Source organism: Mycobacterium sp. E1214 (assembly GCF_001666755.1).
Classification (GTDB): domain Bacteria; phylum Actinomycetota; class Actinomycetes; order Mycobacteriales; family Mycobacteriaceae; genus Mycobacterium.
In genome coordinates, this window is record NZ_LZJC01000001.1 from 1 (window position 1) to 14041 (window position 14041).

General features: G+C 70.4%; 9 protein-coding genes and 3 pseudogenes. 7 read left to right on the top strand and 5 right to left on the bottom strand.

Features of this window, described 5'->3' with window-relative positions; genetic code table 11:
- Positions 1–80 (bottom strand): annotated as a pseudogene (locus A5700_RS26700) (hypothetical protein); the annotation flags it as partial.
- Between A5700_RS26700 and A5700_RS00005 the strand changes: the two are divergent.
- From A5700_RS00005 to A5700_RS00015, 3 genes and pseudogenes are all read left to right on the top strand, one after another.
- Positions 54–812, top strand: a pseudogene (locus A5700_RS00005) (L,D-transpeptidase family protein); the annotation flags it as partial. The pseudogenes A5700_RS26700 and A5700_RS00005 sit on opposite strands and share 27 nt — an antisense overlap.
- 94 nt (positions 813–906) lie before the next feature.
- Complete coding sequence (locus A5700_RS00010; protein ID WP_068069758.1) at positions 907–1458, top strand: TetR/AcrR family transcriptional regulator; 552 nt, start codon at positions 907–909, stop codon at positions 1456–1458.
- 25 nt (positions 1459–1483) lie between these two features.
- Positions 1484–3721, top strand: a complete 2238-nt coding sequence (locus A5700_RS00015) for a molybdopterin oxidoreductase family protein (RefSeq protein ID WP_068204318.1) — start codon at positions 1484–1486, stop codon at positions 3719–3721.
- Here the strand turns inward: A5700_RS00015 and A5700_RS00020 are convergent.
- A pseudogene (locus A5700_RS00020) lies at positions 3705–5691 on the bottom strand (M13 family metallopeptidase). The gene A5700_RS00015 and the pseudogene A5700_RS00020 overlap by 17 nt on opposite strands.
- 41 nt (positions 5692–5732) lie before the next feature.
- Between A5700_RS00020 and A5700_RS00025 the strand changes: the two are divergent.
- Positions 5733–6437 carry a hypothetical protein gene (locus A5700_RS00025; protein WP_068073837.1) on the top strand — a complete coding sequence of 235 codons (705 nt, stop codon included), beginning with the start codon at positions 5733–5735 and terminating at the stop codon, positions 6435–6437.
- The gene (locus A5700_RS00030; protein WP_068073835.1) at positions 6434–7117 is read left to right on the top strand and encodes a hypothetical protein; all 684 of its coding nucleotides are present in this window, start codon (positions 6434–6436) and stop codon (positions 7115–7117) included. The genes A5700_RS00025 and A5700_RS00030 overlap by 4 nt, the downstream gene beginning before the upstream one ends.
- Positions 7118–7121: 4 nt before the next feature.
- Here A5700_RS00030 and A5700_RS00035 read toward each other — a convergent pair whose 3' ends face one another.
- Together A5700_RS00035 and A5700_RS00040 are read right to left on the bottom strand one after the other, a co-directional pair.
- Positions 7122–7664, bottom strand: coding sequence for a hypothetical protein (locus tag A5700_RS00035; protein ID WP_068073833.1), 543 nt, complete (start codon positions 7662–7664; stop codon positions 7122–7124).
- Positions 7661–10666 carry an efflux RND transporter permease subunit gene (locus tag A5700_RS00040; protein ID WP_068073830.1) on the bottom strand — a complete coding sequence of 1002 codons (3006 nt, stop codon included), beginning with the start codon at positions 10664–10666 and terminating at the stop codon, positions 7661–7663. The genes A5700_RS00035 and A5700_RS00040 overlap by 4 nt, the downstream gene beginning before the upstream one ends.
- 331 nt (positions 10667–10997) lie before the next feature.
- On the opposite strand from A5700_RS00040, the gene A5700_RS00045 reads away from it, so the two are divergent.
- Positions 10998–11552 carry a hemophore gene (locus tag A5700_RS00045; RefSeq protein ID WP_068073828.1) on the top strand — a complete coding sequence of 185 codons (555 nt, stop codon included), beginning with the start codon at positions 10998–11000 and terminating at the stop codon, positions 11550–11552.
- Here A5700_RS00045 and A5700_RS00050 read toward each other — a convergent pair whose 3' ends face one another.
- Complete coding sequence (locus A5700_RS00050) at positions 11553–12731, bottom strand: TIGR00374 family protein (protein WP_068073826.1); 1179 nt, start codon at positions 12729–12731, stop codon at positions 11553–11555.
- 191 nt (positions 12732–12922) lie between these two features.
- On the opposite strand from A5700_RS00050, the gene A5700_RS00055 reads away from it, so the two are divergent.
- Positions 12923–14041 (top strand): AI-2E family transporter (locus tag A5700_RS00055; protein WP_068204320.1); only part of this gene is annotated, 1119 nt, incomplete at its 3' end.

A 14041-nucleotide genomic window follows, 5' to 3' on the forward strand; every position in this document is an offset into this window, starting at 1 on the left:
AGCCGGGCCGCGATCGGGGCGATCACCGACCACAGCAGGCCGTGCGTGATCGCGCACAGCACCCGGCCGACGGCCAGAACCCCACCCCGTTCACCGGCACGCCGCCCTTCGGGCCGCCCTCGTTCGTCCCGAAGACCGGCTCGACGGTGGGCGTGGGCCAGCCGATCATCATCAACTTCCCCGGAACGGTCGAGAACGCCGACGCGGCGATCGGCGCCGTGCACGTCTCGTCGGTGCCGCCGGTGCCGGGCAAGTTCTACTGGATGACCCCGACCCAGCTGCGCTGGCGCCCGCTGAGCTTCTGGCCCGCGCACACCGCGGTCACCGTCGATGCCGGCGGCACCGTCACCAATTTCCAGACCGGGGACACGCTGATCGCGACGGCCGATGACGCCACGCACCAGCTCACCATCACCCGCAACGGCACCGTGGAGAAGACCTTCCCGATGTCGATGGGCATGACGGCCGGGAACCACCAGACCCCCAACGGCACCTACTACGTGCAGGACAAGAAGGCGTCGGTGGTGATGGACTCCTCGACCTACGGGGTGCCGGTCAACTCGACCTATGGGTACAAGGTGACCGTGGAGGACGCGGTCCGCTTCGACAACGTCGGCGACTACGTGCACAGCGCGCCGTGGTCGGTCGACGATCAGGGCAAGCGCGACGTCAGCCACGGCTGCATCAACATCAGCCCCTCCAATGCGAAGTGGTTCTTCGACAACTTCGGGCCGGGCGATCCCATCGTCGTGAAGAATTCCAGCGGCGGCAATTACAAGAAGAACGACGGCTCGAGCGACTGGCTCAACTGACCGCTCCGGCGAGCCCCCTGAAAAAGGGGGCTTTCGTCGGCCCGGGGGTTATGTATAGCCTCATATATAGGCCTGTGGCCATGAAGGAGTGCCGATGCCCGGTCCACGCGAGCGCATGGTGGCGTCCGCCGCCCTGCTGATCAGGGAGCGCGGTGCCCACGCCACCGCGATTTCCGACGTGCTCGAACACAGCGGCGCGCCGCGCGGGTCGGCGTACCACTACTTCCCGGGCGGACGGACCCAATTGCTCTGCGAGGCCGTCGATTACGCCGGTGAGCACATCGCGGGCATCATCGCCGGCGCCGAGAGCGGCGCCCAGCTGCTGGACACGCTGGTCGAGAAGTACCGGCGGCAACTGCTCAAGACCGGGTTTCGGGCCGGCTGCCCGGTGGTGGCGGTCTCGGTGGAAGCGGACGAGGGCACGGTGATCGAGCGCGCGGCCGCGGTGTTCGACCGCTGGTCGGACCTGATCGCGCAACGCCTGATCGCCGACGGCGTCCCGCGGCGGCGGGCCGCGGACCTGGCGCTGCTGACCACCAGCGCGCTGGAGGGCGCGATCGTGCTGGCCCGGGTCCGCCACGACCTGACCCCCCTCGACGTCGCGCACCGCCAACTGCGCGACCTGTTGGCCGCCGCCCAAACCTGACGGGCGCAGTCGAAAGGACACCACGATGAGCAGTGCCTGGCAGCCCACCGCCTGCATCCTGTGCGAATGCAACTGCGGCATCGTGGTCGACGTCGCCGACGGGCGACTGGCCCGCATCCGCGGTGACAAGGCCCACCCGGCCTCGCAGGGCTACACCTGTAATAAGGCGCTGCGCCTGGACCACTACCAGAACAGCCGCGCGCGGCTGACGTCCCCGCTGCGCCGCCGGGCCGACGGCAGTTACGAGGAGATCGACTGGGACACCGCCATCGTGGAGATCGCCGAGGGCTTCCAGCACATCCGCGACGCCTACGGCGGCGACAAGATCTTCTACTACGGCGGTGGTGGCCAGGGCAATCATCTCGGCGGCGCCTACAGCGGCGCCTTCCTCAAGGCGTTGGGCTCGAAATACCGGTCAAACGCGTTGGCGCAGGAGAAGACCGGCGAGGCCTGGATCGACGGCCAGCTCTACGGTGGTCACACCCGCGGGGAATTCGAGCACGCCGAGGTCGCGGTGTTCGTCGGGAAGAACCCGTGGATGTCGCAGAGCTTCCCGCGGGCGCGGGTGGTGCTCAACGAGATCGCCAAGGACCCGGCGCGGTCGATGATCGTCATCGACCCCGTGGTCACCGACACCGCCAAGATGTCCGACTTTCACCTGCGGGTGCACCCCGGCACCGATGCGTGGTGCCTGGCGGCGTTGGCGGCCGTGCTGGTGCAGGAAAACCTCTGCGACGAGACCTTTTTGGCGGAGCACGTGCGTGACGCCGAACCCGTGCGGGCAGCGCTGCACGACGTGCCGGTCGGCGACTACGCGCACCGCTGCGGGGTCGACGAGGAGCTGCTGCGGGCGGCGGCGCGGCGCATCGCCGCCGCCACGAGCGTCGCGGTGTTCGAGGACCTCGGGGTGCAGCAGGCGCCCAACAGCACGCTGTGCTCGTATTTGAACAAGCTACTGTGGATCTTCACCGGCAACTTCGCCAAACCCGGTGCGCAGCATCTACATTCGTCGTTGGCCCCGCTGTTCGGGCAGTTTTCCGGCCGCACTCCCGTCACGGGCGCGCCCGTCATCGGTGGGCTGGTGCCCAGCAATGTCGTGCCGGAGGAGATCCTGACCGACCACCCCGATCGGTTCCGCGCCATGATCGTGGAGAGCAGCAATCCCGCGCACTCGCTGGCCGATTCAGCCGCGTGTCGGGAGGCCTTCCGGGCGCTGGAACTAATGGTGGTCATCGACGTCGCGATGACCGAGACCGCCCGCCTCGCCCATTACGTGCTGCCCGCCGCGTCCCAGTTCGAGAAGCCCGAGGCCACCTTCTTCAATTTGGAGTTCCCCCGCAACACCTTTCAGCTGCGCCGGCCCGTGCTGCCGCCGCTGCCCGGGACGCTGGCCGAGCCGGAGATCTGGGCGCGGTTGGTGCGCGCGCTCGACCTGGTGACCGACGACGACCTGCGCCCGCTGCGCGAGGCCGCCGCGCGCGGGCGCCAGGCCTACACCGAGGCGTTCCTCGGCGCCGCGGCCGGCAATCCCACGGTGGCCAAGCTGCTGCCGTACGTGTTGTACGAGACGCTCGGCCCGACGCTCCCCGAGGGCCTGCGCGGCGCGGCCGCGCTGTGGGGGCTGGCGCAAAAGACCGCCCTCACCTATCCCGAGGCGGTGCGGCGCGCGGGCCACGCCGACGGCAACGCGCTGTTCGACGCGATCCTCGACAACCCGTCCGGGGTGACGATCACGGTGCACAACTACTCGGACGACTTCGCGCTGATCAGTCACCCGGACCACAAGATCGCCCTGCACATCCCGCAGATGCTCGAGGAATTGCGGTCGCTGACCCGCACCCCACCCCGGCTGACCACCGAGGAGTTCCCTATCGTGCTGTCGGTGGGCGAGCGGCGCGCCTACACCGCCAACGACATCTTCCGCGACCCCTCCTGGCGCAAGCGGGACGCCCAGGGGGCGCTGCGGGTCAGCGTGGCCGACGCGCAGGCCCTGGGCCTGGCCGACGGTGCGCGCGCCCGCGTCTGCACGGCCACCGGCAGCGCCGAGGCGACGGTGGAGATCACCGACACGATGCTGGCCGGCCACGCGGCGCTGCCCAACGGTTTCGGCCTGGACTACGTCGACGACGACGGCCGCACCGTCGTTCCCGGCGTCGCCCCCAACGCGCTCACCTCCACCGGCTGGCGCGACCCGTACGCGGGCACGCCGTGGCACAAGCATGTGCCCGCCCGGATCGAGCCGGCGCTCAGCTCCAGATCTTGACCCGCTGCTGCGGGTCCAGGAACAGGGCGTCGTCGCTGGCGACCCCGAAGGCGTCGTAGAAGGCGTCGATGTTGCGCAGCACGCCGTTGCAGCGGAACTCCGGCGGCGAGTGCGGGTCCACCGCCAGCCGCCGGATCGCCTCGGCCTCACGGGATTTGGTGCGCCACACCCTGGGCCCAGCCGTAGAACACCCGCTGCTCGCCGGTCAGGCCGTCGATGACCGGGGCCTGTTCACCGTTGAGCGACAACTGGTAGGCCAGCAGGGCGATCGACAGCCCGCCCAGGTCACCGATGTTCTCCCCGACGGTAAAGGCGCCGTTGACGTGGTGCTTGGCGTCGAGGCCGCGGGGCGTGTAACCCTCGTACTGGGCGATCAACGCGTCGGTGCGGGCGCCGAATTCGCGTCGATCGCTGTCGGTCCACCAGTCGATCAGGTTGCCGTCGCCGTCGTATTTGGCGCCCTGGTCGTCGAACCCGTGGCCGATCTCGTGCCCGATCACCGCGCCGATCCCGCCGTAGTTGGCGGCGTCGTCGGCCTCGGCGTCGAAGAAGGGCGGCTGCAGAATGGCTGCGGGAAAGACGATTTCATTCATCCCGGGGTTGTAGTAGGCGTTGACCGTCTGTGGCGTCATGAACCACTCGTCGCGGTCCACCGGGCCGCCCAGCTTGGCCAGGTCGCGGTCGTGCTCGAGGGCGTAGCCGCGCTGGAAGTTGCCGTACAGGTCGCCCCGGTCGATCACCAGCGTCGAGTAGTCCCGCCACTTGTTCGGATAGCCGACCTTGGCGGTGAACTTGCCCAGCTTGGTCAGGGCGCGTTCCCGGGTCTCGGGCGTCATCCAGTCCAGCTCGCCGATGCTCTGCCGGTACGCGGCCTGCAGATTGTCCACCAGCGTGTCGATCCGAGCCTTGGCGTCCGGCGGGAAATGCCGCTGCACGTAGAGCTTTCCGACGGCGTCGCCCATCAGGCTCTCCACCAGCGACACCGCCCGCTTCCACCGGTCGCGGATCTGCTCGGCGCCGGTCAGCAGGCGGCCGTAGAACTCGAAGTCCGCCGCGACGATCTCGTCGGTCAGCCACGCGGCACGGGCGCGCAGCAACCGCCACCGCGCCCAGCTCTTCCACACCTGCACATCCTCGTTGCGCCACAGCTCGGCGAAGGTGCGCACGTAATCCGGCTGCCGCACCACGATTTCCGCGAGCGCCTCCGAGCTGGTGCCGAACGCGGCCGCCCAGCCGGGCCAGTCGAAGCCGACGGACTCCTCCTGCAATTCGGCGAAGGTGCGCAGGTTGTAGCTCAAATCGGCGTCGCGGCGCTTGACCACGTCCCAATGGGCCTCGGCCAGCCGGGTCTCCAGGCCGACGATCCGCTCGGCGGTCTGCAGGTGATCGGCCGGCTCCCCGCCGAACACCAGGGCGAACATCCGCGCGATGTGGCCCGGGTAGGCCTCCAGCACGGCGGCGTGCCGCTCCTCGCGGTAATAGGACTCGTCGGGCAGCCCGAGGCCGGACTGGGTGAAGTGCACCAGGTAGCGGCTCGAGTTCTTGGCGTCGGTGTCCACGTAGACCCCGACGCCACCGCCCGCGCCGGTGCGCTGCAGGGCGCCCAGCGCGGCGGCCAGCGCGTCGGCGTCGGCGGCGTCGTCGATCACGGCCATCTCCTCGAGCAGCGGCCGCACCCCGCGCCGCCGGACGGTCTCTTCGTCGAGGAAGCTGGCGTACAGGTCGCCGATGCGCTGTTCGTCGGTGCCCGCGGCCGCGCCCTGCTCGCTGGCCTCGACGATCAGGTCGCGGACCTGCTCCTCGGCGCGGTCGTAGAGGTCGCGGAAGGCGCCGTCGGTGGCCCGGTCCGGCGGGATCTCGTACTCGGCCAGCCACCGTCCGTTGACGTGACCGAACAGGTCGTCCTGGGGGCGGATGGCTGCGTCGACGTAGCTCAGGTCGATCCCCGAGCGGAGGGCCGTATTTGTCACCCCGCCATCCTTCCATCTTTGCCGGGTGCGACGATCGGGCCATGTCCGACGGCGAGCGCACCGAGCCATCCAGCCCCGAAGCAGCAGCCGACCCGAAAACCGACCCGAAAGCCGACGGCAAAGCCGACCCCGATGCCGCGCCCGACGCCGACCACGACGACGACCACGACGACGCGGCCGGCGAACTGATCTCGAACTACGGCCTCGCGTCGGCGTTCCTCGGGGTGCTGTCGGTGGCCGCGGTCGTGCTGGCCGGCTTGATCTGGTCGGCACACCGCGACGCGGCCGACGAGCGGGGCTACCTGAGCCGGGTGATGCAGTCCGCGGCCGACTGGGCGGGCGTGCTGATCAACATGAACAGCGGCAACGTCGACGCCAGCTTGCAGCGGCTGCACGACGGCACGGTCGGGGAGCTCAACGCCGACTTCGACGCCGCCGTGCAGCCCTACCGGCAGGTGGTGGAGAAGCTGCAGTCGAAAAGCGCCGGCCGGATCGACGCGGTGGCGATCGAATCGGTGCGCCACGACCTGGACCCCCAGCCCGGCGCCGCACACCCGCCGGGCTCGGAGACGATCCCCACCAAGCTGCCGCCGTTCGCCAGCCGAACGGATTCGGTGCTGCTGATCGCCACCTCGGTCAGCGAGAACGTCGGCGCCAAGCCGCAGACCGTGCACTGGAACCTGCGGCTCGACGTCTCCGACGTGGACGGCAAGCTGCTGATCTCCGGGCTGGGGTCGATCCGATGAGAAACGTCTGGCGGCTCTTCGCCTTCGACATCCTGGCGCCGCTGGCCGCGGTCGCCGCGCTGCTGGCGATCGGTGTGGTGCTGGGTTGGCCGGTGTGGTGGGTTTCCGGGGCGTCGATCCTGATCCTGCTGGTGGCCGAGGGCATCGCGATCAACCTCTGGCTGCTGCGCCGCGATGCGGTCAGCGTCGGCACCGACGACGACGCGCCCGGGCTGCGCCTGGCCGTCGTCTTCCTGTGCACGGCGGCGCTCTGCGCGGCGGTGCTGACCGGCTACACGCACTGGACGCGCTCGGACCGGGAGTTCTCCGACGACTCGAAACGGGTGGTGCAGGTCGCGACCGGCATGGCCGAGGCGATGGCGTCGTTCAGCCCCACCGCACCGACCAGCACCATCGACCGGGCCACGGCGCTGATCGTCCCCGAGCACGCGGCGTCGTTCAAGGAGCAGTACGCCCGGTCCAGCGCCGACCTGGCCCAGCACCGGGTCACCGCCCAGGCCGCCACCGTGGCGGCCGGCGTCGAGGCGCTGGGACCGTCGGCCGCCAGCGTGGCGGTGGTCTTGCGGGTGACGCAGAACGCGCCGGGCCAGCCGCCCAGTCAGGCGGCGCCGGCGCTTCGGGTGACGCTGACCAAGCGTGACGGCGCCTGGCTGGTGGCCGACGTGTTGCCGGTGCGGTGACGCCTCAGTTGGCGTCGCGGCTGGTCTTCACCTTGACGAAACGGTCGGAGAGCCGCCGCATCCGGATCATCAGCGCCGCCGACGGGCTGGTGCTGGCGTCGAGGTAGGCCGCGAGCTCTTCGGGGGCCACCCCGATGCGGGACGCGAATTCCTGCAGCCCCAGGCCCGACCGGTCGATGAGCAGCCGCACATGGCGGGCCACCTCGCCGCGCTCGTTGGCCTCCAGGTGGGTGCGGGCGCGCTCCAGCACCTCCCACAGCGCCTTGGCGATCCCGGAGGGCCGGGTGCCTTCCAGCACCTCCTCGACCTGGCGGGCGGTCCGGCCGTACGGGTCCCGCTTCAGCGCGGCGGCGATGCGCTTCCAGGTGCCGATCTCGCCGCCCTGCAGCGCCGCCCGGATGGCGGCCGTCGACCAGAATTCGACCGGCTGGTCGGATTCGGTCGCGGGGCCCTGTCCGGTGCCCGGGTATTCGCTGTCCCGCGTGCGCTCTTCCACGGCCGGCCGGTGGGCCGGCGGTGCAGGGCGTCGGTCCGATGCCAACGTCACCTCGCCTCCTCCAGCATCGCTACGGCTACTGATAGGCAACGCTGCCTGATCTCTTCCCAGTCGGAGTGAGCGTCGGCGTCCGATCCCGCGGTCTCGTCGAGGTCACACGGGTTGGGGTCTGCCAGTCGACGAACCAACTGGGAGGCAATCCATTGCCGCCTCGGTGATTGACAACAGTAATACCTGTCCATTCCGGCCAGTACCACGGCGGCGGTCTCCGGTTCTACTGACTCCACCATGTCGGCGAATTCGGCGTAGTCGCGTCGGGTGTTACGGGACATGATCAGGTAGCCCTTGAGGCGCAGCGCCTCCGCGCCGGTCGGGACCTGCAGCCGGTCGCCGGTGGGCAGCTGCACGTGGGTGGTTTCCACCGGGCTGCTGCGCTCGTATCGGGGTTGATCGGCGTCGCCGCGGCCGGGGTCGCTCTCCAGCGCGTCGATGGCGACCGATAGGCGGCCCCGCCACAGGGTCACCGGGTGCACCGGCCGGTCCGTCCCGCTGATCGCCTTGGCGATGCCGTTGCGCGACGACAGGCCCGCGCGCTTCCGGGCGCCGGAGGCACCGTGCGGCCGACCGCCGGCCTTCGCGTCGGCGCCCACCAGCGACTTCTCCTCGTCGAGGCTGACCTGGTGCGGGATCTGCCCCGGCCCCAGGCCGCGGCTCTGCTCCTGGCGGCCGCAGCCGGTGAACGCGAGCGGGTCGGTCACGCAGATTGCGTCCGGCGCCAGGTGCTTGAGCTTCGCGGCGGACTTGAGCACCATCCGCAGGTCGGCGCTCGGCGCCACCAGCGCCGAGATGTCGTCGGGAATGACCACGACGTCGCCCAGGTCGACGTCCGGCAGCGGCTTGTCGAAGTCGACCGACGGCAGGATGCGGGCCAGCCACGGGGGCAGCCACCAGTTCCACTGGGCGAACATCGCCATCAACGCCGGCACCATGACCAGGCGCACCACGGTGGCGTCGACCGCGATGGCGACGGCGCACGCGACGCCGATCTCGGCGACCAGCGGCATGCCGGCGAACGCGAACCCGATGAAGACCGCGATCATGATCAGCGCGGCGCTGGTGATGGTGCGGGCGCTGGTGCTGACGCCGTAGGCGACGGCGTCGCGGGTGTTACCGGAGTGCAGGAACCGTTCCCGGATCCGGGTCAGCAGGAATATCTCGTAGTCCATCGACAGCCCGAACGTCATCGCCAGGACCAGCGGCGGCACGGTGCTGTCGATCGAGCTGATCTGGACGAAGCCGAGTTCCTTAAGCCAGCCCCATTGGAACACCATCACCAGGCTTCCGTAGGCGGCCGCCACCGACAGCAGCGTCATCAGGACGCCCTTGAACGCCAGGAACACCGAGTGCACCGACAGCAGCAGCATCACGAACGCGATCAGCGCGACGAACGCCAGCACCAGCGGCTCGGTGGCCGAGACCCGGTCGTCGAAGTCCTTGATCAACGCGGTCGGTCCGCCGATGTCCACCCGCGCGGTGCCGGCGTCGGGAATCGCGGGCAGCTCGTGGCGCAGCCAGCCGACGGTCTCGCGGGCCCGCATGTCCTCGGGATCCACCGACAGCACCGCGGACAGCAGGGCGCTGCCGTTGTCCTCGGCGAACTGCGGCGGCGACACCGTCACGATGTTGGGCGATTGCGAGATCTTCTGCCGGATCGCGCCGATGGTCTGCGCGTGCTCGGGCGACGCCGCGCCGCCGTCCGGGAAGGTGATCAGCACCCGGATCGGGCCGAGCGCGCCGGGCCCCAACGCCTGCGCGGCCGCCCCGACGCCGGCGCGGATCTCGTGGGCCGAGTCGAATTGGCGCAGCAGGCTGTTGCCCAACACCATCGACGAGGCCGGCGCGGCCATGGCCAGCAGCACCAGCGACGCGCCCAGCGCCGAGATCCACGGGCGGCGCATCACCCAGCCGATCCAGCGGTTCCAGAACCGCGACTGCGTGCTTTCCGGTCGCCGCGACCAGTGCAGCAGCGGCGAGCGCTTGGCGGCGGCCCGCCCGAACGTCGCCAGCGCCGCGGGCGTCAGCGTGGTCGAGGTCAGCATCGCCACCGCGACGGCGAGGATCGCGCCGGTGGCCATGGACTTCAGCGCCGGGGTGTTGATCACGTAGATCCCGGTCAGCGAGGCGATGACGGTCAGCCCGGACAGCACGACCGCCAGCCCGGACGTGGACATGGCGGCGTCGACGGCCTGCTGGGGCTGGCGGCCGGTGCGCAGCTCCTCGCGGAACCGCATCAGGATGAACAGCGAATAGTCGACGGCCAGGGCGATGCCGAACATCGACACCGTGGAGGTGACGAACACCGACATGGTGGTGTACGCCGACAGCAGGTAGACCAGCCCCATGGTCACCACGACGGTGCAAACGCCCAGGGCGAGCGGGATCGCGGCGGCGGCCAGGGAGCCGAACACCGCCAGCAAGACGATCAGGATGACCGGCAGGTTCCAGCGCTCGGCGGCGGCGATGTCGTGCTTGGTGTTGGCGGCCGCGGCGGCGGACAGGGCGCCCTGACCGATGACGTAGAGGCGGACCCGCCCGTCGGCGGTCTGGCCGGCCTGGTCGCCCTTGATGCCGACCTTCTTGCGGAGCTGTTTGGCGAGGTCGCTGGTGCCCGAGTTGTGGGAGTCGAGCTGCAGCGAAATCACGAACGGGCGGTCGGGCTGCGGCGGTCGCTGGGTGGGGTTGGGGGCCTCGCTCACGCCGGGGTACTCGGCGACGATCCCGCGCAGCAGCGCCACCGCGTCGTTCATGTCCTGATAGCTGGCGTCCGGGCGGGGCGCGGCCACCAACGCCAGCGACGACGACCCCTGGTCGTGATAGAGGTTGTCGAGCTGGTCGTGGACCGCCAGGGATTGCGATCCGGCCACTTCGAAACCCCCGCCGGTGAGGTTTCCGGACTGCGTCAGCGCCAAATACACCGCCGGCACCAATGCCAGCAACCAGCCCGTGAAGACCAACCAACGGTATCTACGCAGGCTGCGGCTGAGGCGCATCATTAACTGCTGGATTTCAGGCTCCCCGTTTTTCGCTTAACGCGCGTGCTGGCGAGGATACCCCAGCGCGCTGTGCCGCAAAGGGGCTTCGCAAGTTCCTGAGCTGCAACGACGGTGTTGTTGCCAACCCGCTGCGAAGTTGTTGTGAACCGGTGACGGGCGCGATCCGGGTCACATGCGCGCCCGCGACTTGGCGTGCTCGGCGCCGGTGATGGCAGGATGTCGGATGGCCTGCGGCGACGGGGATTTTCGCGCGGGGCGAGCCGTTTCGCGGCGTTAGTTCGCGTGGCGCCGCCCGCCGGCGGGCCGATCGCACACTCACGAGGAGTCATCAATGACGACAGCGCACGCACGCCGCAGGATTCTCACCGGGCTGCTCGCCCTGACGGCGCCGGGCACCGCGGTCGCGCTGCTGGCCGGTGGCTCCGCCACCGGCGCCCACGACCCCTGCGCGGCCAGCGAGATCGCCCGCACCGTCGGGTCCGTGTCGAAGTCGATGGGCGACTATCTGGACTCGCACCCGGAGACCAACCAGACGATGACGTCGATGCTGCAGCAGCAGGCCGGCCCCCAGTCGCTGGGCGGCCTCAAGTCCTACTTCGAGGCCAACCCGAAGGTCGCCGGGGACATGACCTCGATCGCGCAGCCGCTGAGCAACCTCTCGCTGCAGTGCAAGCTGCCGATCTCGCCGTCGCAGGCGCTGGGCATGATGCAGCAGGCCCAAGGCGCCGCCGGCGGCCTGCCCGCGCTGCCCGGCAACCCGGCGGGCGCCTCCCCGCTGGGCGGCGCGACGGGTCCGGCCGCGATCCCGCCGGCCGCGCCGCAGCCCGCCCCGCCGGCGGCCGCCAACCCGCTGCCCGGCCCGCCGCGCGGCAACACCGCGGGATAGCTAGTCCGGCGCGCCGGGCGCCCGGTCGGGCGGTAGCGGCCCCTGCAGGGCGGTGTCGGTCGGATCGGTGGCACCGGGGAGGCCGCGGCCCAGCCCGGGGATCGGGCCGGTCGGGGCGTCGTCCGCCGGGTCGTCGGGATCGGCCAACGGCTCGGTGCGGAACACGAAGAAGAACACGACCCAGCCGATCGCGGCCAGCAGCAGCCAGCTGATCAGCCGGTAGATCAGCATCGCCGAGATGGCGTTGGGCAGCGACATGCCGCTGGACACCAGGCCCGGCACCAGCACCGCCTCCACGACCAGCAGGCCGCCGGGCATCAGCGGGATGGTCCCGACCGCGCGGGCGGCGGCGTAGGCGACCGTGAGCCCCGCGACCGACGCGTGGTCCCCGGCGGCATAGGCCGCGAAGCCCAGGCACGCCACGTCGGCGATCCAGTTGAGCAGCGACCAGCTGAACGCCACCGACAGGTCCCGCCGGCCGAGGCTGACCGATTCCAGCTGCATCAGCGTCTCGCGCCACCGGTGCAGCCCCGCGTCCGCGGGGCGGCCGCGCACCGAGTTGACCCACGACAGCACCCGGCAGCCGATCCCGTCGATCAGCTCGGGCCGCGACGCCACCGCCTGCGCGAGCAGCAGCAGCGCGACGAAGCCGCCCAGGGTGAACAACAGCGAGAACGGATTGTTCTTGGCGCCCAGGAAGAACGCCCCGCCCAGGCCGAGCAGCGCCAGACCCACCGCCTGCAGCACCCCCGACATCACCAGCTGCCAGGACGCCACCACCGTCGACGCGCCCCACATCCTTTGCTGACGCAGCAGGAAGGTGGCCGAGAGCACCGGCCCGCCGGGCAGGGTGGTGCTCAGCGAGTTGGCGGCGTAGAACGCCGCCTCGGAGCGCAGCTGCTTGACGTGCACGCCGGCCGAGCGCAACAGCGTGCGCTGGATCTGGGCGAAGCTGTGCATCGACGCGGCCGACGCCGCGACGGACGCCAGCAACCACCACCAGTTGGCCTCGTAGAGGCTGGTCCAGGCCTTGGCGAGCTGGCGCCAGCCCAGCGCGACTTCAACCGCGAGGACGAGCGCGACGACGCCGAGGACCACCCAGCGCAGCCACCAGTACTTGCCGCGGGAGGTTTCCTCACGCGGCAAGTGCAGATTGCGGGCGGGCGCGTCGTGCGACACGTGAATTAGGGTAACGGTGCAGGTGGCGGGGGCCGTGCCGCGCAGCGCCCGCCGTGTCGCCGTCGTAACCGGATCGTGCCGACGACGTTGGTCGGCAAACCGGTCCGCGGCCCCGTCCGCCCCGGAAATCCGCTGTCGGGGGCGCGGTTTGGGCAGGTTTGGCGGGGCCGCCTGGCGGATAGGCTTGCCGCATGCCGGCAAACACCGACGACGCCTCGGTCGAACCCCTTGTCCGTAAGACCGCCGCCTGGTCCTGGCGTTTGCTGGTGATCCTGGCCGCCGCCCTGTCCGTGCTGTGGGTGGTCGAGCAGCTGGAAGTCATCGTCGTCCCGGTGCTGGTGGCGCTGCTGCTGTCCGCGCTCCTGGTGCCGGTGGTCGACTGGCTGGACAAGCACGCGCTGCCGCGCGGCGGCGCGGTGGCGTTGGTCCTGCTGGGCGGTTTCGGGCTGCTGGGCGGCATCTTGGCGTTCGTGGTGCTGCAGTTCATCGACGGCATCCCGGGGCTCACCGAACAGGTGACCCGCAGCATCGAGTCCACGCGGCGGTGGCTCATCCACGGGCCGGCGCACCTACGCAACGAGCAGATCGACAGCGCGGGTAACGCCGCGATCGAGGCGCTGCGCAACAATCAGGCCAAGCTGACCAGCGGTGCGCTGTCCACGGCGGCGACCGTCACCGAGCTGGTCACCGCGGCGGTGCTGGTGCTGTTCACGCTGATCTTTTTCCTCTACGGCGGCCGCAACATCTGGCAGTACGTCATGAAGATCTTCCCGTCCGGCGTCCGCGGCAGGGTCCACCAAGCCGGCGTCGCCGGGTACGGGTCGCTGATCGGCTACGTGCGGGCCACCTTCCTGGTGGCGCTGACCGACGCCGCCGGGGTGGGCACCGGGCTGGCGATCATGGGCATCCCGCTCGCGCTGCCCCTGGCCTCGCTGGTGTTCCTCGGCGCGTTCATCCCGCTGGTCGGCGCCGTGGTCGCCGGGTTCCTGGCCGTCGTCGTCGCCCTGCTGGCCAAGGGCATCGTCTACGCGCTGATCACGCTGGGCCTGCTCGTCGCCGTCAACCAGCTCGAGGCGCACATCTTGCAGCCGCTGGTGATGGGCCGCGCGGTGTCGATCCACCCGCTCGGGGTGGTGCTGGCCATCTCGACCGGTGGTGTGCTGGCGGGAATCGTCGGCGCCCTGCTGGCCGTGCCGACGGTCGCGTTCCTCAACAACGCGATCCAGGTGCTGCTGGCGCCCGACCCGGCCGCGGAGGCCGAGAAGCAGGACGAGCCGGAGGAGACCGGCGCGATCCTGCAGGCCGAGCCG

Bases quoted from the DNA above. Each gene is read 5' to 3' on its own strand.
- A5700_RS00010 (WP_068069758.1), top strand. From the start codon at position 907: ATGCCCGGTCCACGCGAGCGCATGGTGGCGTCCGCCGCCCTGCTGATC.
- A5700_RS00015 (WP_068204318.1), top strand. From the start codon at position 1,484: ATGAGCAGTGCCTGGCAGCCCACCGCCTGCATCCTGTGCGAATGCAAC.
- A5700_RS00025 (WP_068073837.1), top strand. From the start codon at position 5,733: ATGTCCGACGGCGAGCGCACCGAGCCATCCAGCCCCGAAGCAGCAGCC.
- A5700_RS00030 (WP_068073835.1), top strand. From the start codon at position 6,434: ATGAGAAACGTCTGGCGGCTCTTCGCCTTCGACATCCTGGCGCCGCTG.
- A5700_RS00040 (WP_068073830.1), bottom strand. From the start codon at position 10,666: ATGATGCGCCTCAGCCGCAGCCTGCGTAGATACCGTTGGTTGGTCTTC.
- A5700_RS00045 (WP_068073828.1), top strand. From the start codon at position 10,998: ATGACGACAGCGCACGCACGCCGCAGGATTCTCACCGGGCTGCTCGCC.